26 protein-coding genes are annotated in these 26,549 nt (G+C 30.8%); 1 reads left to right on the forward strand and 25 read right to left on the reverse strand.

Annotation, left to right across the window (positions count from 1 at the left end):
* Positions 1-154: 154 nt before the first annotated feature.
* Entirely contained in the window at positions 155-1,216 is a 1,062-nt protein-coding gene (locus INR60_RS07490; RefSeq protein ID WP_194190849.1) for a CotS family spore coat protein, read from the forward strand.
* A 38-nt stretch (positions 1,217-1,254) separates the two neighbouring features.
* Here the strand turns inward: INR60_RS07490 and ppdK are convergent, their stop codons facing one another.
* The 25 genes from ppdK to INR60_RS07615 form a co-directional block, all read right to left on the reverse strand.
* A complete protein-coding gene (ppdK, locus tag INR60_RS07495; protein ID WP_194190850.1) occupies positions 1,255-3,882 on the reverse strand; it encodes a pyruvate, phosphate dikinase in 2,628 nt (875 codons plus the stop codon).
* Between the two features lie 80 nt (positions 3,883-3,962).
* Positions 3,963-4,595 (reverse strand): transcriptional regulator CcpN, encoded by a 633-nt coding sequence (gene ccpN / locus INR60_RS07500; RefSeq protein WP_194190851.1) that lies wholly within the window; start codon positions 4,593-4,595, stop codon positions 3,963-3,965.
* Positions 4,596-4,796: 201 nt separating this feature from the next.
* Positions 4,797-5,402 (reverse strand): DUF4342 domain-containing protein, encoded by a 606-nt coding sequence (locus INR60_RS07505; RefSeq protein WP_194190852.1) that lies wholly within the window; start codon positions 5,400-5,402, stop codon positions 4,797-4,799.
* A gap of 5 nt (positions 5,403-5,407) precedes the next feature.
* Entirely contained in the window at positions 5,408-6,148 is a 741-nt protein-coding gene (recO, locus tag INR60_RS07510; RefSeq protein ID WP_194190853.1) for a DNA repair protein RecO, read from the reverse strand.
* A 21-nt stretch (positions 6,149-6,169) separates the two neighbouring features.
* On the reverse strand, positions 6,170-7,060 hold the full coding sequence (gene era, locus INR60_RS07515) for a GTPase Era (protein WP_194190854.1): 891 nt from the start codon (positions 7,058-7,060) through the stop codon (positions 6,170-6,172).
* Between the two features lie 13 nt (positions 7,061-7,073).
* Positions 7,074-7,472 carry a cytidine deaminase gene (locus INR60_RS07520; protein WP_194190855.1) on the reverse strand — a complete coding sequence of 133 codons (399 nt, stop codon included), beginning with the start codon at positions 7,470-7,472 and terminating at the stop codon, positions 7,074-7,076.
* A gap of 99 nt (positions 7,473-7,571) precedes the next feature.
* Positions 7,572-8,273: a diacylglycerol kinase gene (locus INR60_RS07525; protein ID WP_194190856.1), complete on the reverse strand. Its 702-nt coding sequence runs from the start codon at positions 8,271-8,273 to the stop codon at positions 7,572-7,574.
* A gap of 27 nt (positions 8,274-8,300) precedes the next feature.
* Positions 8,301-8,801 (reverse strand): rRNA maturation RNase YbeY, encoded by a 501-nt coding sequence (ybeY, locus tag INR60_RS07530; protein WP_194190857.1) that lies wholly within the window; start codon positions 8,799-8,801, stop codon positions 8,301-8,303.
* A 77-nt stretch (positions 8,802-8,878) separates the two neighbouring features.
* The gene (locus INR60_RS07535; protein ID WP_420797478.1) at positions 8,879-10,948 is read right to left on the reverse strand and encodes an HD family phosphohydrolase; all 2,070 of its coding nucleotides are present in this window, start codon (positions 10,946-10,948) and stop codon (positions 8,879-8,881) included.
* A gap of 41 nt (positions 10,949-10,989) precedes the next feature.
* The gene (gene yqfD / locus INR60_RS07540; protein WP_194190858.1) at positions 10,990-12,108 is read right to left on the reverse strand and encodes a sporulation protein YqfD; all 1,119 of its coding nucleotides are present in this window, start codon (positions 12,106-12,108) and stop codon (positions 10,990-10,992) included.
* Complete coding sequence (yqfC, locus tag INR60_RS07545) at positions 12,095-12,394, reverse strand: sporulation protein YqfC (RefSeq protein WP_194190859.1); 300 nt, start codon at positions 12,392-12,394, stop codon at positions 12,095-12,097. The genes yqfD and yqfC overlap by 14 nt, the downstream gene beginning before the upstream one ends.
* Positions 12,395-12,536: 142 nt before the next feature.
* Positions 12,537-12,989, reverse strand: coding sequence for a GatB/YqeY domain-containing protein (locus tag INR60_RS07550; RefSeq protein WP_194190860.1), 453 nt, complete (start codon positions 12,987-12,989; stop codon positions 12,537-12,539).
* Between the two features lie 23 nt (positions 12,990-13,012).
* Positions 13,013-13,189 (reverse strand): 30S ribosomal protein S21, encoded by a 177-nt coding sequence (gene rpsU, locus INR60_RS07555; RefSeq protein ID WP_008429643.1) that lies wholly within the window; start codon positions 13,187-13,189, stop codon positions 13,013-13,015.
* A gap of 120 nt (positions 13,190-13,309) precedes the next feature.
* Entirely contained in the window at positions 13,310-13,654 is a 345-nt protein-coding gene (locus tag INR60_RS07560; protein ID WP_194190861.1) for a histidine triad nucleotide-binding protein, read from the reverse strand.
* Positions 13,655-13,688: 34 nt separating this feature from the next.
* Positions 13,689-14,996: a tRNA (N(6)-L-threonylcarbamoyladenosine(37)-C(2))-methylthiotransferase MtaB gene (mtaB, locus tag INR60_RS07565; RefSeq protein WP_194190862.1), complete on the reverse strand. Its 1,308-nt coding sequence runs from the start codon at positions 14,994-14,996 to the stop codon at positions 13,689-13,691.
* Entirely contained in the window at positions 14,996-15,745 is a 750-nt protein-coding gene (locus tag INR60_RS07570) for a 16S rRNA (uracil(1498)-N(3))-methyltransferase (protein WP_194190863.1), read from the reverse strand. The genes mtaB and INR60_RS07570 overlap by 1 nt, the downstream gene beginning before the upstream one ends.
* A 15-nt stretch (positions 15,746-15,760) precedes the next feature.
* On the reverse strand, positions 15,761-16,702 hold the full coding sequence (gene prmA, locus INR60_RS07575) for a 50S ribosomal protein L11 methyltransferase (RefSeq protein WP_194190864.1): 942 nt from the start codon (positions 16,700-16,702) through the stop codon (positions 15,761-15,763).
* 115 nt (positions 16,703-16,817) lie between these two features.
* Positions 16,818-17,957, reverse strand: coding sequence for a molecular chaperone DnaJ (gene dnaJ, locus INR60_RS07580; RefSeq protein ID WP_194190865.1), 1,140 nt, complete (start codon positions 17,955-17,957; stop codon positions 16,818-16,820).
* 101 nt (positions 17,958-18,058) lie between these two features.
* Positions 18,059-19,909, reverse strand: a complete 1,851-nt coding sequence (dnaK, locus tag INR60_RS07585) for a molecular chaperone DnaK (protein ID WP_194190866.1) — start codon at positions 19,907-19,909, stop codon at positions 18,059-18,061.
* A gap of 86 nt (positions 19,910-19,995) precedes the next feature.
* A complete protein-coding gene (grpE, locus tag INR60_RS07590; RefSeq protein ID WP_194190867.1) occupies positions 19,996-20,613 on the reverse strand; it encodes a nucleotide exchange factor GrpE in 618 nt (205 codons plus the stop codon).
* A 19-nt stretch (positions 20,614-20,632) separates the two neighbouring features.
* Positions 20,633-21,664, reverse strand: coding sequence for a heat-inducible transcriptional repressor HrcA (hrcA, locus tag INR60_RS07595; RefSeq protein ID WP_194190868.1), 1,032 nt, complete (start codon positions 21,662-21,664; stop codon positions 20,633-20,635).
* A 203-nt stretch (positions 21,665-21,867) separates the two neighbouring features.
* Positions 21,868-22,992: a radical SAM family heme chaperone HemW gene (gene hemW, locus INR60_RS07600; RefSeq protein ID WP_194190869.1), complete on the reverse strand. Its 1,125-nt coding sequence runs from the start codon at positions 22,990-22,992 to the stop codon at positions 21,868-21,870.
* Positions 22,993-23,466: 474 nt separating this feature from the next.
* A complete protein-coding gene (locus INR60_RS07605; protein ID WP_194190870.1) occupies positions 23,467-23,907 on the reverse strand; it encodes a tellurite resistance TerB family protein in 441 nt (146 codons plus the stop codon).
* Positions 23,908-24,227: 320 nt separating this feature from the next.
* On the reverse strand, positions 24,228-26,036 hold the full coding sequence (gene lepA / locus INR60_RS07610) for a translation elongation factor 4 (protein ID WP_194190871.1): 1,809 nt from the start codon (positions 26,034-26,036) through the stop codon (positions 24,228-24,230).
* 109 nt (positions 26,037-26,145) lie between these two features.
* Positions 26,146-26,514, reverse strand: coding sequence for a sporulation-related protein NgaS (locus tag INR60_RS07615; RefSeq protein ID WP_238480401.1), 369 nt, complete (start codon positions 26,512-26,514; stop codon positions 26,146-26,148).
* Positions 26,515-26,549 lie beyond the last annotated feature (35 nt).

Genomic DNA, 26,549 nt, shown 5'->3' on the forward strand with positions numbered 1-26,549 from the left:
ACTTATTCTATCTTTACCACCTATATTCTCAAAATATTACACTAAGTTATTATTTGCATTTTTATAAATATTATTATTTTTATATTTATATTCTAATTTTTATTTTTCACTAATATTATAATATTAAGTACAAAAATTATAGGAGGATTCTGTTATGAGCAAAAAACCTTCTTCTAAACAAAATATTTTTTCTGAAGAATATGTTAAAAAAAATATTTTGCATCATTATGACTTAGAAGATTCCACTATCGGTTTAATAAAATTTAAAGACACTCAAAAGCATCGCGCTGTTTATAAAATTTCATCTAAAAGCGCTGCCTTTTGCCTAAAAAAAATATATTTTAACGAAGATAGCTTACTGTTTGTTTATTCTGCACTTCAGTGGTTATGGAAAAAAGGAATAAAAACACCAATTCTACTAAACACTAAAGACGGTTTAAAATATGTAAAACATGATGGAATGATTTTTATACTTACACCTTGGGTCGACGGATATAAATGTGACTTTGATAATTTAGACCACATTATTCTTTCTGTTAGACAGCTTGCCCACATTCACAACAGCTCAAGAAGCTTTTTCCCTATTAAAGGAAGTGAAGATAGAGTAGGTCTAAATAGCTACTACATATCTATCTTAAAACATTTTAATCATTTACTTACTTCATACAATAAAGCTGTATCTACTAAAGATAAATTTTCAAATATCTTTTTAGAAAATTTTGAAGATAATTTATTTCTTGCAAAAAAATCTTTAGAGATTGCATCTCATATTGATGATGATGAACTTTCTAAATCTATCTGTCACGGCGACTACGTTAGTAAAAATATACTTTTTGATAACGATAATAATATTTGGGTTATAGATTTAGATAAGTGTAAATACGATTATTCTATTCGTGACCTAGGTTATTTTTTAAGAAGACTCCTTAGACGAGACAACACTTGTTTCAACTTAGAACTTGCACTATCTCTACTAAGAGAATACAACTATCACTCTAAGCTTACCCCATCTGACCTTAGATATCTAGTGACTTATATAAGTTTTCCACAAAAGTTTTGGAAAATTTCAAAAGATTACTTCAAAAATATAGGAAAATGTAATAAAACCGCCTTTATTACCCTTCTTATGAAGAGTAATGAAAAGCTTAACTTTCAAATTGACTTTGTAAAAGAAATAATTCCAAGAATTGAAAAAGAATATAATATAACATTATAAAAGGTCTATCGGATAATTCCGATAGACCTTAAAATTTACTATCTTTTATTTTTAACTTGAGCCTGCGCTGCTGCAAGTCTTGCTAATGGAACTCTAAATGGAGAACAAGAAACATAATCTAAACCTATATTGTGACAGAACTCTACTGATGAAGGATCTCCTCCATGTTCTCCACAAATTCCAAGTTTAATATCTTTTCTAGTTTCCCTTCCTTTAGAAGCTGCCATTTCAACTAACTGCCCTACTCCATTTTGATCTAGTTTTGCAAATGGATCTTGCTCATAAATTTTACTATCATAGTATGAATTTAAGAACTTAGCTGCATCATCTCTTGAGAATCCAAATGTCATTTGAGTTAAATCATTTGTTCCAAATGAGAAGAATTCAGCTTCTTTAGCTATACTATCTGCTGTAAGTGCAGCTCTTGGGATTTCAATCATTGTTCCTACTTTGTAGTCAACTTTAGTTCCCTTTTCTTCCATAACTTCTTCTGCTGTTTTAACAACAACATCTTTAACAAACTTTAATTCTTTTACATCTCCTATTAAAGGAATCATTATCTCTGGAACTACTTCATATCCTCTTTCAACAGTTACCGCAATTGCAGCTTCTATTATAGCTCTAGTTTGCATCTCTGCAATCTCTGGATAAGTTACAGCTAAACGACAACCCCTGTGTCCCATCATTGGGTTAAATTCATGCTTGCTATCTACTTCTGACTTAATATCATCAACACTAACATCTAATTCTTTTGCTAAGTTTTTCATATCCTCTAAAGTATGAGGTAAGAATTCATGAAGTGGTGGGTCTAAAAGTCTTATAGTAGCTGGCATTCCTTTAAGTGCTTCGTATATAGCTATAAAGTCAGCTCTTTGCATTGGAAGTATCTTATCTAATGCTTTTTTTCTATCTTCTAAAGTTTTAGCTAAAATCATTTCTCTAACTGCTAATATTCTATCTTCTGCAAAGAACATATGCTCAGTTCTGCAAAGTCCTATTCCCTCTGCACCAAACTCAACAGCTTGTTTTGCATCTCTTGGAGTATCAGCATTAGTTCTAACTTTTAACTTTCTTATTTCATCTACCCATTCCATAAATGTTTTAAAATGTCCTGTTATTTCAGGAGTTACAGTTTTGATTTTCTCTGCATATACATTTCCTGATGTACCATCTATTGAAATGTAATCTTCAGCGTTATAAACTTTACCGTTTACTTCTAAAGTTTTCTTTTCTTCATTTACTTTTAGTGCGCCACAACCAGCTACACAGCAAGTTCCCATTCCTCTAGCTACAACTGCTGCGTGAGAAGTCATTCCCCCTCTTACAGTTAAGATACCTTGTGCAGCTATCATACCTTCTATATCTTCTGGTGAAGTTTCAAGTCTTACTAAAACTACATTTTCACCATTTTGAGCTCTCTCTTTTGCTTCTTCTGCTGTAAATGCTATTTTACCGCATGCAGCACCTGGAGAAGCTGGAAGCCCCTTAGCTACTGGAGTAGCTCTCTTTAAATCTTCATCATAGAAAGCTGGGTGTAATAATGTATCTAATTGCTTTGGCTCTACCTTTAAGATAGCTTCCTCTTTAGTTAAAGTACCATCTTCAACTAAGTCAACAGCTATTTTTAAAGCAGCTTGAGCTGTTCTTTTACCATTTCTAGTTTGAAGGAAGTATAATTTACCTTCTTCTATAGTTATCTCCATATCTTGCATATCTCTATAATGCTTTTCTAAAGTATTAACTATATCAATAAATTCTTTATATATAACTGGATTTTGCTCTTCTAATTGAGCGATTGGAAGTGGAGTTCTTATTCCTGCAACAACGTCTTCGCCTTGTGCATTCATTAAATATTCTCCGTAGATTTCATTTTCACCATTAGCTGGGTTTCTTGAGAAGACAACTCCTGTTCCTGAAGTTTCCCCCTTGTTACCAAACACCATTTGTTGAACGTTAACAGCAGTTCCCCACTCTGATGGTATATCGTTTAATCTTCTATAGACATGAGCTCTAGGGTTGTCCCAAGATCTAAATACAGCAGTTATAGATTCTATTAATTGCTTTTTAGGGTCTTGTGGGAAATCTTCACCCTTTTCTTTTTTGTAGACTTCTTTAAAATTCTTAACTAGTTCTTTTAAGTCGTCAGCAGTTAAATCTGTGTCAACTTCTACACCTTTAGCTTCTTTAGCTTTGTCGATTTCATCTTCAAAAAGCCTTTTTTCTACTCCCATAACTACGTCTGAGAACATTTGTATGAATCTTCTGTATGAATCATAAGCAAATCTTGGATTGTTTGTTTGTTCTGCTAAAGCTACAACCGCTTCATCATTTAATCCTAGATTTAATATTGTATCCATCATACCTGGCATTGAAACTCTTGCTCCTGACCTTACTGAAACAAGTAGTGGATTAGTAGTGCTTCCAAACTCTTTGCCTGTTATTTCTTCAAGATATTTCATAGAGTTTTCTATTTCATCAATAATTGAAGATGCTACTACTTTTCCATCATCATAATACTTTGTACACGCTTCTGTTGTAACAGTGAAACCTTGAGGAACTGGTATTCCTAAATTAGTCATCTCTGCTAAATTTGCCCCTTTTCCTCCTATAAGATTTCTCATAGATGCATTTCCCTCTTTAAAAAGGTATACGTATTTTTTCTCCATTCTCAATACTCCTCCGTTCAATACTAAAGTTATATATACTATCAGGAGAATTTTAGCCCCCCTGTAGTTAGCAAATTAAGTTAATCTCTTTCCCCTAATTTAACAAACAATTTAGTAACATTAGTTTTTGAAACCTTACCTACTATTTTAAATTGTTCTCTTTCCTCAGTAGTAACTTTTTCAACAATTGGAATACTGTCAATTTCGTGTTCTATTATTTTTTTCGCTATATCATAAGCTTGATCTTCTACAGACCCGCATACAATGTTTGGCATTCTAGTCATTATTACTCCAACTGGAACTTTATGAATATCTGTACCTCCTATTGCAATTTTAAGAAAATCCTTTCTTGAAACCGCACCTGTCAAAAATCCTTCGTTTTCTACAAATAATGTACCTACATCATTTAAGAATAAGTATACGATTGCATCGTACACTGTAGTAGATTCACTAACTATGGAAGGTTTTGACATAATGTCACCAACTTTTATCTCGTTTATATATTCATTTATAAAGCTATTTTTAGATTTATTAGAATATATATAACCTACTTTAGGTCTAGCATCGAGCGTTCCTATCATAGTTAGTATCGCAAGGTCTGCCCTAAGTGCTGCTCTCGTTACGCCAAGCTTTTCTGCTATTGCCTCACTAGTAATTGGCTGTCCCTCTTTTACTAACCTTATAATTTCTTCTTGTCTATCTGACAACTTCAAATTTATCCCTCTTTCTAATCTAAAAAGGGAATTATCAGACAATTCAGATTTTTGGAAAATTTTGCTTAATCTAATTATACCATTTTACCGTTATTTTACTATAACCATTTTCCTTTAAATTCTTTTGAATTTTCTGTTTATTCCCTTTTTGTTTATTTTATCTAGTTATTGCACGTCTTTTCTCTCTATTGCTTTAAAATTCTACTCTTCATCAAACTTAACTGTATAAGTATAAACAGTTTCATCACCAGTGTAAACTTTACCTTTTTCACCTTTTGGGATTCCTCTATCTTTTACTTCTGAAATCTTTTCTTTTGCAGCTTCGCAAACTTCTGAAGCTTTACCTTTAGCTTCATCGTATGCTTTTTTAACATATTGGTTTATAACTTCTACACTTCCATCAGCTTTAGTAATTTCTATTGTTATTTTAGTTGCTACTGCTGCTATTACTCCAAAAGCAAGAACTGGTGGAAGTACTATAGCTATAACAGTTGCAGCAATACCAGCGTTTACTGGAACATCTACTAAAGTTTGATCTTCTTTTTTAATCTTGATTCTACTAACGTTACCTTTTTCTATTAACTCTTTAAGGAAAGTTTTAAACTCTTCAACAGACTTTACTCCTTTGCCTTCTGCATCTTCTTTTGCTTTAAAGTTATCATTAACTAATACTGCACTTTCTTCAATGTAAATTAATGCATCTAAAACATTTCCAGAAGTGTGTTCTAGTGCTTCTTTAGCTACAGCATAGCTAACTCCAGTTCTTTCTCTGATTTGATCTACTTTTTCTAATGTTATTTCGCTCATTACTATCACTCCTTCAAATAATTTAACATTTCTAAGCTTTTAGGTTTTTTTGCATAGTTTGACGATATTATAAATGTTGTAACTTTTGCAATTTCTCTTTTTATATCATCTGATAAGTTTAGCATATAAATTTTATCTTGCCTCATATTACTTAAAAATCTCAAAGCATTATAAGTTCCCTTAGATATAAATAAACCATGATTTTTAGGGCATTCTTCACAAATCCCTCCAAAGTTTGATAAACTTATGTAATTTGCAGTTTTTAATTTTTTTCTACAAATAGCACAGTTATCTAGCATAAGTCCATAACCTGTTGCTTTTAAAAGTCTAAGTTCAAAAGATCTTATAAGTAATTCGTAATCTATAGCATCAGTATTTAATAAATATAAAGCTGTTAAAAAATCTTTATATAAAATACTGTTACTTTCCCCATCTAAAAGTGCTATATCTATAAGCTCTGAAAGATAGGAAGCGTAAGTAAGCTTTTCTAAATTACTCATAAGCCCTCCAAAGGAGTTTTGAATCTTTCCCTCTCTAAGGTTAAATAAATTCTTCCCTTTAAAGACCATATACTCTGCATAGCATAAAGGTTGAGTAACTGAAAATAAGTTACTTTTACTCTTTTTAGCTCCTTTTGCTATACAAGTAATTTTTCCAAACTTTTCTGTAAATAACCATACCAATTTGTCATTTTCCTTGTAGTCTTGCACTTTTATAACAACACCACCAGTTTCTAATAGTGACATTAAACCATCCCCTGCCTATTACTACTTTTGCTTTTTGTAACCAAGTTCCTTTAGTAATAGTGCATTATCTCTCCACTCTTTTCTTACTTTTACCCAAATTTTGATATTAACTTTAGACCTTAAGAATCTTTCAAGTTCGTATCTTGCAGTTTCTCCGATTTTCTTTAAAGTTTGCCCATTTTTACCTATAATGATTCCTTTATGCGAATCTTTTTCACAAATTAAATCTACTTCTATGTGGTAAGTTCCATTTTCTTTTTGCTTCATTTGAATTACATCAACAGCTATACCGTGTGGAACTTCATCTCTTAAGCATCTTAAAGCTTTTTCTCTAACTATTTCAGAAACTACAAATCTTTCTTGAACATCTGTAATCATATCTTCTGGGTAGTATTTAGGTCCTTCTGGTAATTCTTTTACCATAAGGTCTAATAATTTATCTACGTTTTTACCTTTAACTGCTGAAATAGGAACTATTTCATCAAATTCAAATTCTTTTGAAAAATCTGCTAAAGTTTTTGCAACTGCATCTTGAGTAAATTCATCTATTTTATTTAAAACTAAAAATACAGGACATTTTTTTCCTTTAAGAGTTTCTAAGATAAATCTATCTCCTCTTCCTATTTCATCTCCTGGGTTAGTTAAAAATAAAACTAAATCTACATCTTTAGTTGATTCTTTTGCTGAGTTTACCATGTACTCACCTAGCTTGTGCTTTGGTTTATGTATACCTGGTGTATCCACGAATATCATTTGATAATCATCTGTTGTTAATATTGTTTGAATATTATTTCTTGTTGTTTGTGGTTTGTTTGAAACTATTGAAAGTTTCTCACCCATTATATAATTTAATAAAGTTGATTTACCTACGTTAGGTCTTCCGACTATTGATACAAATCCTGATTTAAACATTTTTCCTCCTAAATTAGCCAAGGTCTTTTTTTGTAAATGAACCTGGCATTAACTCTTCTATAGTTTTAACTATATAATCATTTTCATTTTTAATTATATATACTTTTACATCTCCACTTTCTGCAAACTCAGTTAGTACCTGTCTGCAAATACCACATGGATATGTGTAGTTATTTGGATCACCTATTAAAGCTATTTCTTTTAAAACCCTATTACCCTCTGATACGGCTTTAAAAACAGCAGTCCTTTCAGCACAGTTAGTTCCACCAAATGAAGCGTTTTCTATATTACACCCAGTATAGATTTTACCATCTTCAAATAGCACTGCAGCTCCTACTTTAAAGTTTGAGTATGGGCAGTATGCCTTTTCTCTCGCTTCTATTGCTGATTTAATTAATTCTTTACTGTTCATCTTCATAAACCTCCTAGCCTCAACACTCTAAATTAAATAGTATATACTATTTAGTCTTTTCATTATAACACTAATAATAAAATTAAAAAAGTATGTGGTTTAAATTCTAAAGATTGTAAATACTAGTATTGTTAAAAGGGTTCCAAATATAGCCCCTACAATAACTTCAAAGGTTGAGTGAACCTCTGAATCCACTCTACTTTGAGCTGTGATTATAGCCATTATAAAGCTTAGCATAACACAAATCGGCTCTTCTGTTATAAGAGAAATTGCAGTGGCTAAAGAAAATGCTAAAGCACTATGCCCGCTTGGCATTCCTCCTTTTAAAGGAGTACCTTCTCCAAAAATAGCTTTTGCTATTATTGTTCCAATACAAACTATAACTAATACTATAAAAATAGTATGTGGCTCTGATGTTTTAATCTTATGCATTACCCCATAAGAAAGGTTTGATAGTTTATCCCAAAATATTAAATACCCTACAACCAAAGCATTTACAGCTGTAAGAAGCACCGCTCCAGCTGCAACATTTTTTGCAATCTTAGCTAAGGGATGATAATAATTTGTATTCATATCTACTACAGCTTCTATTGCTGTATTTATCATTTCTGCACCTATTACCATAGTTATAGTTACAGCTAAAATTAAAAATTCAATTTTTGAAACATCAAAGAAAAGACAAGAAGCTAAAATTAAAAGTGTAGCTATCATATGAATTTTCATATTTCTTTGAGTTCTAACTGTATAAATTACCCCATCTATTGCATGATTAAAACTATCTACAATCTTTTTTAATTTCATAAAAACACCCTCTATCTAAAATTTAACTTACCTTACTAGCTCTAAAGACCCAAGTATCTCTTCTTCTCTTTTTCTCATAATAGATTTTTCATCCTCTTCCATATGGTCATATCCTAAAAGGTGAAGTACTGAATGAACTATTAAATAAAAAACTTCTCTTTCGAAGGAATGGTTAAATTCTTCTGATTGCTCTTTTGCTCTTTCTAAAGATAAAACCATATCTCCTAAAACTAAATCTTCCCCATCAAAATAGCTATCGTCAAATTTTTCATCTTTATATACTTCTTTATATACCTTATTATCATCAAAATCTAGCATAGGGAAAGATAATACATCTGTCGCTCTATCTATATTTCTAGTTTGGCTATTTATCTCTCTTATCTCTTCATTATCTACTAAAAGCACAGATATTTCTGTTTTAATAGTTACATCTTCCTCTTTTAAAGAAAAGTTTATAACCTCTTTTATCTTTTTTATTAATTCTTCACTTACTTCTATTTTATCTTGATTATTTTCTACGTATATCATTCTTTTTACTCTCCTTTTTAATAATTTTATAGATATTATTATACATTTAAAAAGGGGAGTTTACGCTCCCCTTTTTGTTAATTTGCACTTTTTATTTTCTTTTCCGTAGGGTACTCTACTCTCTGATGGTAAATACCATTTAAAGTTTTTAAGAAACATTTTCTTATCTTTTCTAAATCCTTTAAAGTTAAATCACAATCATCTAACTGTCCTGAATAAAGTTTATCTTTAATAATATTATTTACCATTTCTTCTATTTTCCCTTTAGTTGGATCACTAATAGACCTTACAGCTGCTTCAACGCTATCTGCAATCATTATAATTCCAGCCTCTTTACTGCTTGGAATAGGCCCTGGATACCTAAAATCTTCTTCTTTTATTTCATCTGGATTTTCAGAATTATTTTTTAAAGTGTAATAAAAGTATTTAACTAAAGTAGTTCCGTGATGCTGCTCTATTATATCTTTTATTACTTTTGGCATATTATATTCTTTTGCAAGTTCAACTCCGTCTTTTACGTGAGAAGTTATTATAAGGGTACTTAAGTTTGGAGTTATGTTATTGTGAGGATTTTCTCTTCCTATTTGGTTTTCTCCAAAAAAGTATGGCCTTTTAGTTTTTCCAATATCATGAAAGTAAGCTCCAACCCTTGCAATAACAGGATTTGCATTCACTTCCTCTGCTGCCATTTCAGCTAAGTTTGCAACTAGCATAGAATGGTGGTACGTTCCTGGCGCCTCCATAAGTAATTTTTTAAGAAGCGGATTGTTTGGATTTGATAGTTCCAGTAACTTTAATGATGTGACTACATCAAAAGTCGATTCTAAAAACGGTAAAAATCCTATAGCTAGTATTGCTGAAAAAATAACACCAACTCCTGAAATTAAACTTATACTTAAAACCTCACCTAAGTTATTTGAAATTAAAACTCCTGTTGTAAAAGTTAATATAGCGCTAAATATAGTTATAGATACAGACAAACGCATTATATCATTTCTTTGCTGCATCTTTTTAAGGGATGTAGAACCAAGTATAGCACTTAATAACGCAAGAAGCATAACTTGTGGGTTAAAGTTAACTAAAGCACTAATAACTAATACATTTAAGCTACATATAACCATAGATAACCTATAGTCTATAAGAAGAGATAAAAGTATAGGTGCCGAAGTTAAAGGTATTGCAAAGGGCGATAAAGCTCCTATAACCCTAGATAAAATAAATGATATTATAGATACTGTATTTATAAGTATCATCATTTTTGTATCTTTATACGTTTCTTTATGATTTTTTGCTATATATATGTTTTGAAGCACAAATACTAAAACAACAAATACAGCTAAAACAACATACATTATAAAAAATTCTCTACCACTACTTTTATCTAATAAACCTAAATCCTCTAAAACAGAAAGTTGTTCCCCTGTAATAGGTTCGCCTTCACTTACTATAGTTTGATTTTTCTTTATAATAACTTTTTGAACATTCTTTTTAGCATCTTTAATAGCTTGGTCTGTCGCTCCAACATCAAGATAAAAATTTGGCTTAATCTGAGGCAATATAACTTTCTTTAAGACATCCTTTACTTTGTTTGAAGTATTTAAATATCCTATCTTTTCTTCTGCTAAATTTTTAGCTTGAGCTAAGCTCTCCTCATTGTCATCTGGTATGTTTTTTCTATAAACATCAATTATAACGCCATTTAAATCGTATTTAAGGCTATCTAATTCTTCTGAACTAAGATTAAGCAAAACTTTTAGTTCGTCTTCACTTAAATTATAATCGCTAAGTTTTTTAAGTTCATTTACTTTATCCTCTGTATTTTTGTCAGATGATTTAATATTTATTATCTTATTAAAAAACCCTTCAATATAACTTTTAGCACTTTCTTCAATGCTTGTGTTTAAGGTATATTTCTTTTCAACACCCTTAGCCGCTTCATCTTCTTTGTCTTTAGTTGCAACTTCGTTAATTGTATCTCTTGGGGCTTTTATATCAGTTCTTGCAATATCCCCTTCTTTTAAATCATATTGCTTAAAAGAAATTGAAGTTATAAGTAGAATGTATGTTATTAAAAAGCTAAGCCCATACATAGCATACCTTATATATTTTTCTTTAGGACTCAATTTTAATCTTTTAATTTTTTTCAATGTTTATCACCTTCTTATCAAAAGAGCTAGTTTTCTAACTATTATAAAGCTATATCTTGTTCTACAACAAATTGAACTTTTACTCTAATCATCCCATCACCTAAATCTGTTACATCTATATCTTTACCTACGACTTTAGCCTCGTTAGTTAAATCTTTAAGTAATAATTTTTCTAACTTTTTAGAAGCTTTTAAAACTTCTTCTTCTCTTTCTAATTTAACTTCTTTAAGTTCCTTTTCAAAGTATTCTACCCCTTTAATTAACCCAGTATTATCTTCTATTTTATCATACTCCTTAAAGGAATTTGTATATTTTTTTAAATAAATTCTTCGCCCAAACAAAGTTATATAAATTTCTTTAAAACTTTCCCCTGTTCTTTTTAATTCTTTTCCGCTTACTCTAACATCTACTTCCTTATCATAAAAGGTATTTGCAATAACTTTACCACTAGCTATACACTCATATTTAGTACCTTCTGAGCCGTTATAAGGTTCAATTAACACATCACCCTTTTTTACCATATTACCAGGCTCTACAACAGCTGTACCGCTTTCTGTATATATCCTTTTAACTTCACCGTCCATAGTAGCAATTACACTATCAACTTCTTTTTCTAAAAATTTCGGAGGATTTACTTTTTCTTCTATATCGATTTTCAAAGTAGAACCTTCTATTCTGCTCCTTGCCCAAACTATTTCTGAACTTGAATCTTCTAATTTTTTCTCTAAAGAATATACATCTAAAGCATTCTTTTTCATCCCCTGTTTAACTCCAAGCTTACTTAAAATCTCACGTACTTCGTATGGAGATAAATTTTCGCATGTTTTTATTTCTATTGACCATATATGTGTAGACAATACAAATATTATTAATCCAAACAAAACAGCCCCAACTAACAAAGAAGATCTCCTTTTTAACCTTCTAATTAAAATATTTCTTCCTCTTTCTTTTACTATTTTAATTTTTCCTCTATTTGCTTTTACTATCTTTTTTATTTCTTTATAATCTTCTTCATATACATCTAAACTTAAAAGTGCAATATTTAACCTCTTTACGTTTTTAATAAATATACCCTCTTTAGATATTATGTTTAATACTTTCTCAGGCTCTAATATATTAATTTCTATAGTTAAAATAGAATCAAATCTACTCTCTTTCATTTATAACTTTCTCCTTATAGTATATAGAATTAAATTCTCCTCTTACTGCAATAGTGTCATCCCCTATATACATAATATTTAATTTTGAGCCTTCTATAGTTATTTTCCCAAGCCTGCTATTTAATAATATTTCTTCATTTGTAAATTTTAAGAGACCTTTATGGTTTTCAATTAATACCTCTTGATTCCCAAGCACAGTTATTTTAGGTACATTATATAAGACTTCCTTAGGTAAACCTAAAGAATCTACAACTCTCTCTTTCTTTTCTCTAATCTCTTCAAACATATTTCTATCTCCTTATAATTTCTATCATAATAATTTATGTTATCTAAAGGAGATTAATTACTATTTTTACGCAACAAAAAAAGAGCTAAATATAATATTTAGCTCTTTTCTATAACAAGTAATAATAAAATAAAATATTCTATTATATATTACTTAAATAATCTTTAACTATTCCACTAACAAGTTTACCATCTGCTTTACCTACAGTTCTAGGCCTAACTAATGCCATAACCTTGCCCATGTCTTTCATGTTAGTAGCTCCCGCGTCTTGTGCTGATTCTTTGACTATTTGTAATATTTCTTGTTCGCTTAGTTGCTGAGGTAGATAATTTAGCAAGATTTCGATTTCTGCGTTAGCTTCGTCAACTAAATCTTGTCTATTACCTTTTTCAAACTCAAGCACAGCTTCTCTTCTTTGCTTGACTTCTTTTGCTAAAATTTCGATTACTGTACTGTCATCTGCAGGCTTTTGCTCATTCTTCTCAACTTGAAGTATAGCAGCTTTAGCGCTACCTAAAACTTTAGTTTTGAATTTGTCTTTAGCCTTTAAAGATGTTTTCCAGTCTTCTTGAAGTCTTTCTTTAATTGTTGGCATATTTCATACCTTCTTTCAAAAAACTACTTAAATTTTCTCTTTCTTGCAGCTTCTGATTTCTTTTTCTTTTTAACGCTTGGCTTTTCATAGTGCTCTCTTTTTCTTACTTCTGAAAGAACTCCAGCTCTAGCGCATTTTCTTTTAAATCTTCTTAACGCACTTTCTAGTGTTTCGTTTTCTCCAACTTTGATTTCTGACATTTAATTATCCCTCCCTCCGCTAGCTTAAATTAATCAACTTAAATCAGCTACGGGCTTAATAACACACGATATATTATATATCACTTTCTCTAAGAATGTCAATATATAATAGAAATTTTTCTAGCATGGTGGCCATTTCATCTTTTTGCCGCCCATAACGTGAAAGTGAATATGGTTAACAGTTTGCCCACCGTCTTCACCACAGTTATTTATAATTCTGTATCCACCTTCTCTAATACCAAGTTCACTTGCTATTTTATTTATAACAAGGAATATGTGTGCAATGTATTTAGAATTCTCTTCTGTTATATCATTTGCACCTTGTATATGTTCTTTTGGCACTACTAAAAAGTGAACCGGGGCTTCAGGGTTTATGTCATAAAATGCATAAACTAAATCATCTTCATATATTTTTTTCGAAGGTATTTCACCCTTTATAATTTTACAAAAAATACAGTCTGTCATTTTTTCACCCCCTTTAAATTATAAACACTATATACTATTCTACCACTTTTCCCTCTGCATAGTCACCCTTTGAAGCTAAAATTTTTATTTTTATTATTTTTCCTATATCTTGAGGTTTTATTCCATGCACATGAACTTTAACGTAATTCTTTGTATAACCTTCGTATACGCCTTCTTCACCCTTAACTTCGTGCTCTATTAAAACACCTAATTCTCTTCCGATTAAAGACTCTGTAAAGTTATTTTCATTAAATTTATTAAGTTCAATAAGCTTTTTAGATCTTTCTTCTTTTTTATTTCCATCAATTTGGTTTTCCATATCTGCAGCTTTAGTTCCAGTTCTTGGGCTAAATTTAAATATATGTGTTTTAGTTAATTTAATTCTTTTTAAGAATTCATAAGTTTCTTTAAACTCTTCATCCGTCTCCCCTGGGAATCCTACTATAACGTCCGTAGTTATAGATACGTCTTCTAAGTTCTCTCTTAATACATTAACTATTTTTTCGTATTCTTCAGCTGTATATCTTCTATTCATCCTCTTTAAAGTATCATTACATCCACTTTGAAGAGATAAATGGAATTGTGGGCAAAGCTTTTTCATATTTTTACACTTCTCTACCACTTCATCTGTAAAGAATGAAGGCTCTATAGAACCTATTCTAACTCTTTCTATACCATCTATCTTCTCTATTTCTTCAAGAAGGGTTACAAGGCTTATATTTCCCTCTAAATCAACTCCATAAGATGCTGTGTGGATACCTGATAGTATTATCTCTTTAAATCCTTTATCAGCTAATTGCTTAACTTCATTTAAAACAACCTCAAAATCTTTAGAACAAACAGCTCCTCTAGTATATGGAATTAAGCAGTATGCGCAAAATCTATTACATCCATCTTGGATTTTTAAGAAAGCTCTAGTTTTATCTCTATAATCTTCTATTTGAAGATTCTCGAATTTTTTATTTTTAAGTACAGCCCCAACTTCTATTTGGACTTTCTTTTCATCTCTAGCTTTATTTACATAGTAAACTATATCCCCTTTGTTTCTAGTTCCAAGGACTACGTCTACACCTTTAATTTCCGAAACTTCCTTTGGCGCTATTTGTGAATAACATCCAACTACTGCAATAATTGCATTAGAATTTTGTCTTCTAGCTCTTCCTATAATCTGTCTTGATTTTTTATCCCCAGTATTAGTTACTGAACAAGTATTTATAACATAAACATCTGCTTTTTCTGAAAAATCAACTACACTGTAACCATCTCTTACGAATTTTTCAATCATAGCCTCTGATTCATATACGTTAACTCTACACCCTAATGTAGAAAATGCTACCTTCATTATTCTATTCCTCCTAAATCAGCAAATTCATATTGAATAAGTGATGCTGCAACGAAACCTGCAGTCTCAGTTCTTAAAATTCTTTTTCCAAGAGTTATAATTTTAGCACCAGAACTTTTTAGTTTTGATATTTCTGATTCTTCAAAGCCACCTTCTGGTCCAACTATTATACAAACATCTTTTATATCGCCTTTTGATACTTCTTTTGAAAGTTTTTTAATCCCATACCCTTCTTGATTTTCATAAGGAACTAGGACTAAATCATATTCTTTTATCTCTTCCAAAAGAGATTCAAAAGTTATAGGGTCTAACACCTTTGGAATTACACTTCTTTTACTTTGCTTACAAGCTTCAAGTGCTATTCTATTTAATCTATCTAGCTTTTTAAAATCACCTTTAAGTTTAACATCAACTCTTTCTGTTATTACAGGTTTAAATAGACTTATTCCAAGTTCCGTTCCTTTTTGAACTATCAAATCCATCTTTTGCGCCTTTGGCATCCCTTGAAAAAGTGTTATGTTAACTCTACTTTCGTTATTTGTATCTAGCTTTTCTATTATCTTTAAATTAACTTCCGATTTACTAATATCAGTAATAGAAGCTAAATACTCAAGACCCTCACAGTCGTTTAAAACTACTTCATCACCTTCTGAAAGTCTTAAAACTTTATATATATGTTTAACATCATCCCCAAGTATTTTGGCGAAGCTATCTATAATATTTTCTTTAGGTGTAAAAAATTTATGCATATATAGCCTCCTCTCCTACTTTGCTTTTGCAACTATTGCGTTCCATTCTCCATCTTTGTTTATTTCTATTATTTCAAAACCAGCACTTTCTAGTTTCTCTTTAACCATAGGAACTCTTTCGTGGATTATACCAGAACTTATAAAGTATCCATCATCTTTTAATACTCTTCTTACATCCTCTGTTAAAATACATACTATTTCAGCTAAGATATTTGCAACTACTATATCCGCTTTCCCATCTATAACTTCAACTAAGTTACCATAAAGAATTTCTATGTTATCTATATCATTATATGAAACATTCTCTTTTGCAGATTCTACAGCAACAGGGTCTAAATCAACTCCTATAGCTTTTTTAGCTCCAAGCTTTGCAGCAGTAATTGCAAGTATTCCAGAACCGCAACCTACATCAAAAACTATACTATCTCTTTTAACATACTTTTCTAAAGCTTTCATACAAAGACTAGTAGTTTCGTGATCTCCTGTTCCAAATGCCATACCTGGATCTAATTCTACTACTAAATCTTCAGGTTTTTTATCATAATCTTCCCAGATTGGTTTAACTACGATTCTTTCTCCAACTCTAAAAGGTTTATAGTATTGCTTCCAGTTATTTGCCCAGTCTTCTTCTTTAGTTTCTTCAACTTCTATCTCTCCAAGCCCTATATCTATCCCCATATCTTTAAGTTCTATAAGCTTTTCTTTTATAAGGTCTACAACACTATCTATATTATCTTCTTCTGAGAAGTACCCTTTAACTACAGCGTACTCACCCTTATGTTCTAAAACATCTTTATCTGCAAAGTCCCAAGTTAGTGGTCCTTTTTCAGTTTTAAAAAGGTCGTTAGGGTCCTCTACTGATACGTTGTTACAATCTATTCCATAAAAAATACCTGAAACAGGCTCTATAGCTTCACTAGTTGTTTTAATACTAATTGATATCCATGTTCCTTCCATTACTTTCATCCTCTCTTACTTAAGTTTCACTTTATTTTACACTTTACTTCCCTAACTGTCTAGGGCGGATAAATTTCCTAAATAAATAAAATAAGAAGTCTGAAAAACAGACTTCTTATTTAAACAAATCTTTGAATCCTTTTTTATGTTCTTTATGTTCGCCTTCTGGTTTTTCACCTGATGCTTCCATAAACATTTCTAAAGCTTCTTTTTGTTTTTGATTTAATTTTTTAGGAATATCAACTATAACTTTAACGTATTGATCTCCTCTTCCACTTCCATTTAGCTTTTTAACACCTTTTCCTTTTAATCTGAAAAGTGCGCCTGATTGAGTACCTGCTGGAACAGTGTATTTAACATTTCCGTCTACAGTTTCAACTGTTATCTCAGTACCAAGAGCTGCTTTAGCTATTGAAATGTGAGTTTCTGTGTGTATATCTACACCTTTTCTTACAAAACTATTTGATGGAGTAACTATAAATTTAATGTATAAATCACCTGCTGGTCCTCCATTACTTCCATCTTCACCTTGTCCTCTTAAAGGCATAACATTTCCAGTATCAACACCTGCTGGAACATTAATTTTGATCTTTCTAGTTTTTCTAACTGAACCTTTTCCTTTACAATCTGGACAAGGAGTTTCAATTATTTTACCAGTACCACCACACTCATCACAAGTTGAAGTACTTACAAAGCTTCCAAGAGGAGTTTGTCTTTGAACTCTTATTTGTCCTGTACCGTTACATGACGGACAAGTTTTTGGAGAAGTACCTGCTTTTGCACCACTTCCGTTGCAACTTGCGCATTTTTCATTTCTAGTTACAGATATTTCTTTTTCTGCACCATTTATAGCTTCTTCAAATGTTAATCTTAAAGTATATTCTAAATCAGCGCCTCTTTTAGGTCCATTTCTTCTAGCACCTGAAGAACCACCGCCTCCAAAGAACGTATCAAATATATCACCAAAGCCACCCATATCTCCAAAGTCAAAGCCGCCAAATCCAGCTCCGCCTCCACCAAATCCTGCACCATCAAAATCTGCAGTACCGAATTGGTCATATTTTGCTCTCTTATCAGCATCTGATAAAACTTGGTAAGCTTCATTAATTTCTTTGAACTTTTGTTCAGCTTCTGGATTATCTTTATTCTTATCTGGATGGTACTTAACAGCTAATTTTCTAAACGCCTTTTTTATTTCAGCATCTGTTGCACCCTTCTCAACGCCAAGAACTTCATAATAATCTTTTCCTGCCATTTATTTGTCACCACCTAATTTATTCTTAACCTTTAAAAAGGGAAGACGACTTTTGTCTTCCCTTATTCATTATAGTTTAAATTAACTATTGTTTACAATAATTATTTATCATCTTCTACTTTGAAGTCTGCATCAACAACATTGTCGTCGTGTGGTGCTGATCCAGCATTTGCTCCCATGTTACTTGGGTCAAATCCTTCTGCTCCTGGTTGAGCTCCAGCTTCTTGGTATATTTTTGATGATATAGCGTAGAATTCTTGAGTTAATTCTTCAACTGATTTTTTGATAGCTTCTAAATCTTCACCATCTTTAACAGCTTTAACTGCATTTAATTTTTCTTCTACTTTTGCTTTATCTTCTGCAGAAACTTTATCTCCTAAATCAGTTAAAGTTTTTTCTGTTTGGTAAACAGCTTGCTCTGCATTATTTTTAACTTCTATTGATTCTTTTCTTTTCTTATCTTCTTCAGCAAATTTTTCTGCTTCTTTAACAGCTGCTTCTACTTCTGAATCTGAAAGGTTTGTTGAAGCTGTGATTGTTACGTTAGCTTCTTTTCCTGTCCCTTTATCTACTGCTGATACATTAACTATACCATTAGCATCTATATCGAAAGTAACTTCGATTTGAGGGATTCCTCTAGGTGCTGGAGCTATTCCAGATAAAGTGAATCTTCCTAAAGTTTTGTTATCAGCTGCCATTTGTCTTTCACCTTGAACTATGTGAATTTCAACTGAAGTTTGACCATCTGCAGCAGTTGAGAATGTTTGACTCTTCTTAGCTGGGATAGTTGTGTTTCTTTCGATTAATGGAGTAGCAACTCCTCCTAAAGTTTCGATTCCTAAAGTTAATGGAGTAACATCTAATAATAATACGTCTTTAACTTCTCCTGTTAATACACCAGCTTGGATAGCAGCACCTATAGCTACGCACTCATCTGGGTTAACTCCTTTTGAAGGATCTTTTCCGATAAATTCTTTAACTGCATCTTGAACAGCTGGAATTCTTGTTGAACCACCAACTAATAATACTTTATCTATGTCGTTAATTGAAAGATTTGCATCTTGTAATGATTTTTTGATTGGTTCTATAGTTCTTTGAACTAAGTCGTGAGTTAATTCGTTGAATTTAGCTCTAGTTAAGTTCATATCTATATGTTTTGGACCTGTTGCATCAGCTGTAATAAATGGTAAGTTGATGTTTGTTTGAGTTGATGATGATAACTCAATTTTAGCTTTTTCAGCAGCTTCTTTTAATCTTTGAAGTGCCATTTTATCATTTCTTAAATCTATTCCATTTTCAGCTTTGAAAGTTTCTGCAATGTGGTTTATGATTGCGTTATCGAAGTCATCTCCACCAAGTTTTGTATCTCCGTTAGTTGATAAAACTTCAAATACACCGTCTCCAAGTTCTAATATAGATACGTCGAATGTACCACCACCTAAGTCATAAACTAATACTTTTTCTTCGTGGTCTACTTTATCTAATCCGTAAGCAAGAGCTGCTGCTGTTGGTTCGTTTATTATTCTTAAAACTTCAAGTCCAGCAATTCTACCTGCGTCTTTAGTTGCTTGTCTTTCAGCATCATTAAAGTATGCTGGAACTGTGATAACTGCTTGATTTACAGTTTCTCCTAAGTAACTTTCAGCATCTGCTTTTAATTTTTGAAGTATCATTGCTGATATTTCTTGTGGTGAATAATCTTTATCATCAATTTTTACTTTAAAATCAGTCCCCATATGTCTTTTTATTGACATTATTGTTTTATCTGGGTTTGTTATTGCTTGTCTTTTAGCTACCTGTCCTACTAATCTTTCTCCATTTGCTTGGAAAGATACTACTGATGGAGTAGTTCTTGAACCTTCAGCGTTAGTTATAACTACTGGTTCTCCACCTTCCATAACTGCTACACATGAGTTAGTTGTTCCTAAGTCAATTCCTATAATTTTTCCCATAATCTATTCCTCCTTAAAACAAGTTCTTATGCCTTGCCATTAAAAATTCTTTATTTTTTTATTTTATATAATGTAAAGTTTCTAAACTAGTTAGCAACCTTTACCATTGTATGTCTTATTACTTTGTCGCCTCTTTTATATCCTTTTTGGAATACTTCAGCTACTGAGTTTTCTTTAAAGTTTTCATCTTGAACGTGTGCTACAGCTTGATGCATATTAGGATCAAATCCTTCTTCTGTACTTATAAGTTCTACACCAAGTCTATCTAATGAGTTTTGGAAGCCTTTTAGTGTCATTTCAACACCTTTTTTCATGTCATCAACAGAACCCTCAGCTTCTACTGCTCTTTCTAAATTATCAAGATTTGGTACGATTTCTTTAAGTACATCTACACATGCATCTGTGTAAATTCCTTCTTTTTCTTTTGCAGTTCTTTTTCTAAAGTTATCATACTCAGCTGTTACTCTAAGTAATCTGTCTTTAAGAGTTTCTAGTTCACTGTTTAATTTTTTTATTTCCTCTTTGCTCTTTTTAAACATTTGAACCTCATCCTCTTCTTCTTTATTTTCTGAAACCTCTTCTTTAGAATCTTTTAAATCTTCATTTGATTCGTTTTCTAATTCATTCGTTTCAATGTTTTCTGCATTTTCTTCTGAGTTTTCTAACGTTTCTTCGTTTTCTAACTTTTCTTTGTTATCTTCCATGCGCTCACACCCCATTTTCTTATTTATCTGATTTACCTCGTAAGGTTTTATTCAATTCGTTCATGACCTGTGCCATTATCGCTATTACTTTAGAATAATTAATCCTTCTTGGTCCAATAAGTCCAATAGTCCCTTTAGCATTATTGCCTAACGAGTATTCACAAGATATAACAGAGCATTCACTAGCTTCAGGTAAATAATTTTCTTCACCTATTTTTATAGTTATATCTTTATTAGGTTCTAATAATTCAAGTACACATTCTTTATCGTGTAAAAGCGAAAGAATTCTTTTTGCTTTATCGATATCGTTATATTCAGGATAATTGAATATATTTGTTGTACCTTCCATAAATACTCTAGAAGTATCATCTTCCTTTAAGCAATTGTAAAGTGCTGGTAGTATAGCATTGAAAAGTTCATCATGGCCTCCTAAATCTTCTTTTAAGTTATTAATAACTTCAAGATTTATTTGATCTATAGTTAGATTAACTAAGTTCTTATTTAATAAGTAATTAATCTCTTCTATAGAACCGGTTTCTGGCGCATAATTTACTTTAATAAGATTATTTTTTACAAGACCGCTATCAGTAACTATAACTGCAAGTAAACTTCTATCATCTACTTTAACTATCTGAATAGATTTAACTCTACTCATTTTCATAGATGGAGTACTTACAATGCAAGTTAAGTTTGTTAACTCCGAAAGGAGTTCGCTTGCACTTTTCACAATCTTATTAACTTCAAGCATAGCTGAGTCGATGAGGTATTGCTTTATTCTAAGCTCTTCATCTTTGCTTAACATCTGTTGATCCATTATTGAATCTACATAGAGTCTATATCCCTTACTTGAAGGAATTCTACCTGCTGACGTGTGAGGTTGTTCTAGGAAACCTAAATCCTCTAAATCAGACATCTCATTCCTTATAGTAGCAGGCCCTACTCCTAGGTCATGGTTTTTAGCTATTGTTCTTGAACCTACAGGTTCACCTGTTCTAATGTAATCATTTATAATAGCTTCAAGTATTTTTATCTTTCTGTCATCAATAATCATACCATCACCTCTATTTGTTAGCACTCACTCTTTACGAGTGCTAATGACTACAATACAAATATATGACGATTAAACTTTTTTGTCAATAATATAAATTCTTAAATTTTAAAGTCTAACCGCCTTTATTTTTATTTTTCTTTAATTTTCTTAAAAATACTCTTTATTACTAATTATTTTAAATTATTTTTCACCTTTTTTGACTTTTATTTAATAAAGTCTGATAATATGTAATTTGAAATTTCTATACCCTTAGGAGTAAATTTCAACTTACCTCCTTCTATAGTTAAAGCGTTAGTTTTAATATACTTTTCTATAACTTCTTCATATATAGAAAAAATGCTAACTTTAAATCTTTTTTCAAACTCTTTAAGGTTTATTCCTTCTATTAACCTTAAACCTAGAAAAATAAATTCTTCAATATCTTCCTTTTCTGAGTTCTTAGATTTCGTTTCTATTACAGTATGCCCTCCATTTATATTTTTTATATACTTTTCTATATCATCAATATTTTTAAACCTCTCACCATCTACATAAGAACTAGATGATACACCTACTCCTAAATAATCTTCTAGTTTCCAATAAACTAAATTATGTTTACACTCTCTATCTTTTTTAGAGTAGTTTGATATCTCGTATTGATTATAGCCTTTTTCTTCTAAAAGATTTTTAGCCTTATTATACATTTCTCTTTCTTCTTCTTCACTAGGTAAATTTAGCATATCTTTCTCGTATAAATTATAAAAAGGAGTTCCTTCTTCAATAATCAAACTATAAACTGAAATATGGTTTGGATTTAATTTTAAAACATCATTTAAAGTATTTAAAAATTCATCTTGCGTTTGATTTGGAAGACCAAACATCAAATCAATGTTGATATTTGTAATTTTGCACTCTATTAATTCTTTATAATTTTCTTTAAATACTTTAAAGGTGTGAATCCTTCCTATTTCTTTTAAGAGATTATCATTTGTAGTTTGAAGCCCTAAACTTACTCTATTTATCCCATTATTTTTTATTATTTCTATCTTCTTTTTATTTAATGTACCTGGATTACATTCTATTGTTTTTTCTGCATCCTTTTTATATGTTAATTTATTTAAAGTTTTTAAAAGAATTTCTAAATCCTCTTCATCTAAATAAGAAGGTGTTCCTCCTCCTATAAATAAAGTATTTATAATCTTATCTTTTGACTTTTCCTCTATTTCTTTACATAAAGCTAATACATAATCTTTTTTTAAATGATCCTTTCCACCATAAGATGGAAAATCACAATATAAACATTTAGATTTACAAAAAGGTATATGAACATATAATGATAGTTCTTTCATAAATACACTCCTAATTTTTATTTTCTTAATTAAAATTATATATCTATATATTAGTAGATAGCAAACCTATAAAAAAGTGGCTTTCGCCTCGCTATCTAATAACCTCTCTTTTTTAATTTGAAAATCCTTATTTAAATTCTCAAACTCAAGCCTGTTGTAACTATAAATTTTATAGTTTATATACATTAAAGAAAGTGGCTCTTGCCACGCTATCTAATAACCTCTCTTTTTTAATTTGAAAATCCTTATTTAAATTCTCAAACTCAAGCCTGTTGTAACTATAAATTTTATAGTTTATATACATTAAAGAAAGTGGCTCTTGCCACGCCATCTAATAACCTTTCTTTTTTAATTTGAAAATCCTTATTTAAATTCTCAAACTCAAGCCTGTTGTAACTATAAATTTTATAGTTTATATACATTAAAAAAGAAGCTAAAAAACTTTAGCCTCTTTTAACTATATATAAAACTTTATTATAATAAAGTTTCAGCTTCTCTTTTTAATGATTCTAATTCTAAATTTTCAGTTTCTAAAACTGAGAAATCATGAATTTCTTTAAAGTTATAGAAATAATTTGCAAAGGCAATCTTTTTCGATCTATTTATATCTAAATCAATAGCAACTTTATCTAAAAAGTCAACTTCATCATCACCATATTTGCCGTCAACTAAAGCTAAACCTACAAGTTCAAAGTAAACTATTTTTCTTTGTCTCTCTGTCATAACTTTTAGTATTTTCATAAGCTCATCATAGCTTAAATCAGTAATTTCATTTTCTTTTAAATCTAATTCTTTCAAATAATCCTTTATTAATCTTTTTTCTTCTCTAGCTACATCTTTATCAACCTCTGAGAAAAGTTTTACTAAGTTCATAAATGCAATAGCCTCGCCCTTATTAAATTCTTTTAAAAACATATAATCCCTCCCAAAATATATCTAATGACGCTATTATACCATATAAAATAACTCATTTTACAATTCTTAATAACTCTTTATTTATTATTAAGATTTTATCCATATTTTCCTAAGAATACATATATATTCGAAAATATAAATTTTCTATATTGTTATTTTTATTTATGTTAAAAAAGTGTCTTTCTCCTCGCTATCTAGTAGCATCTTTTTTAATTTCAAACCCCTTATTTCAATACTTAAATCCAAGATTATTCTAACTATGAATTTTATACTTTCCCATACATTAAAAAAAGCAGAGAATATAAATCCTCTGCTAAAATCTAATCCACTTTTAGGATAGACATGAATGCTTCTTGTGGAACTTCTACAGAACCCACTTGTCTCATTCTCTTCTTTCCTTCTTTTTGCTTTTCTAAAAGTTTTCTTTTTCTTGAAATATCTCCACCATAACATTTTGCAAGTACGTCTTTTCTCATAGCTTTTACAGTTTCTCTTGCTATTACTTTTGAACCTACTGCAGCTTGAATTGGAACTTCAAACATTTGTCTTGGAATTATTTCTTTAAGCTTTTCAGCTATTCCTCTACCTCTTTTGTAAGCTCTCTCTTCTGGAACTATCATAGATAAAGCATCTACTACATCTCCATTTAATAATAAATCAAGCTTAACTAATTTAGATCTTTCGTATCCTTTAAATTCGTAATCAAATGATGCGTACCCTCTAGTTTTTGATTTTAAAGTATCGAAGAAATCATAAACTATTTCATTTAAAGGAATATCATAATTTATTACAGCACGAGTCTCTTCAAGATATTGCATATCTAGATAAGTCCCTCTTCTCTCTTGACAAAGCTCCATTATAGCACCAACATATTCTGTTGGAGTTATTATAGACGCTTTAACAATCGGTTCTTCCATATAATCAATTTCACTTGGTTCTGGAAGATTACTTGGGTTTGTTATATCAAAAGCTTCTCCATTAGTCTTTTTAACTTTATAAATAACTGATGGTGCAGTTGTTATAATATCTAAATTAAATTCTCTCTCTATTCTTTCTTGAATTATTTCCATATGTAATAATCCTAAGAACCCACATCTAAATCCAAATCCTAAAGCTATAGAAGTTTCAGGTTCAAAGTTTAATGCAGCATCATTTATTTGAAGCTTTTCAAGTGCTTCTTTAAGTTCTTCATACTTAGCTCCATCTACTGGATAGATACCTGAATAAACCATAGGAATTGCAGGTTTGTATCCTGGAAGTGCCTCGTTAGTTTCTCTATTCTTTTCAGTAATAGTATCACCAACTCTAGCATCTTTAACGTTTTTAATTGAGCCTGTTACGTATCCAACATCTCCAGCTCTTAACTCTTTAATAGGCATCATTCCTGGAGTAAATACTCCAACTTCTGTTACATCGTATGTTTTATCAGTTGCCATAAACTTAATCTTAGTTCCAGGCTTAACTACTCCGTCCATAACTCTAACGTAACAAACAACACCTTTATAAGTATCATAATATGAATCAAATACTAAAGCTTTAAGCGGAGCTTCATCATCTCCTGTAGGTGCTGGAATATCACGAACTACAGCCTCTAACACATCTCCGATATTTAATCCTGTTTTTGCTGATATCATAGGTGCTTCATCTGCTGGAATACCTATAACATCTTCAATTTCAGTTTTAACCTCATCAGGTCTAGCTGATGGTAAGTCAATTTTATTTATAACTGGAGTTATCTCTAAATCATTATCTAATGCTAAGTAGCAGTTAGCTAAAGTTTGAGCTTGTATCCCTTGAGTTGCATCTACTACAAGTACAGCACCCTCGCAGGCTGCAAGGCTTCTTGATACTTCGTAAGTGAAGTCTACGTGCCCCGGAGTATCTATAAGATTTAAAATATATTCTTTTCCGTCTTCTTCTCTCTTATATATAAGTCTAGCTGCTTGTGATTTTATTGTAATTCCTCTTTCTCTTTCAAGTTCCATGTTATCTAAAACTTGGTTATCCATCTCTCTTTGAGTAAGAGTTCCTGTCTTTTCTAATAATCTATCCGCAAGGGTTGATTTACCGTGGTCTATATGTGCTACTATAGAAAAGTTTCTAATATACTTTTGTCTATCATTTTTCATATGCAAAACTGCCTTTCTTCTTTACAAAAGCAGTTATTTCACCCCCATAATTTCAAAGTCAAGCTAAATTATAACATACACTAACATATAACTGTCAACAATTAAACTACTAGCTTATCAAACTAGCTATCCAATCAGTTATACCATCAAAAACTTTATATGCTTTTTCTGTTATAAGCATAGTTATATCTTTAACTCTATTAACTATAGGAGATTCTTCTTTTATTTTAAAAGATAAATCATCTAAATTTACTAAAACTCCATCATCACCTTCATAAATCTTAAGTGATGCATTGTCTTGAATGAATTTATCAAAATCTTCTCCGAATTCTAAAGTTATCATCTCATAGTTATCTTTAGTGTTTCCTATAGGGGAAAGCGCTTTTGTATTTATAATATTAATTTGTATTATTCCTATAATAGATATTATAAACATAAATAGAATAAAAATATATACATATCCTTTTTTAATTTTCATAAAGGGTCACCTCTTAATAATAATCTGTATTATTA

Source organism: Clostridium chrysemydis (genome assembly GCF_015234215.1).
In the GTDB taxonomy this organism is placed as follows: domain Bacteria; phylum Bacillota; class Clostridia; order Clostridiales; family Clostridiaceae; genus Clostridium; species Clostridium chrysemydis.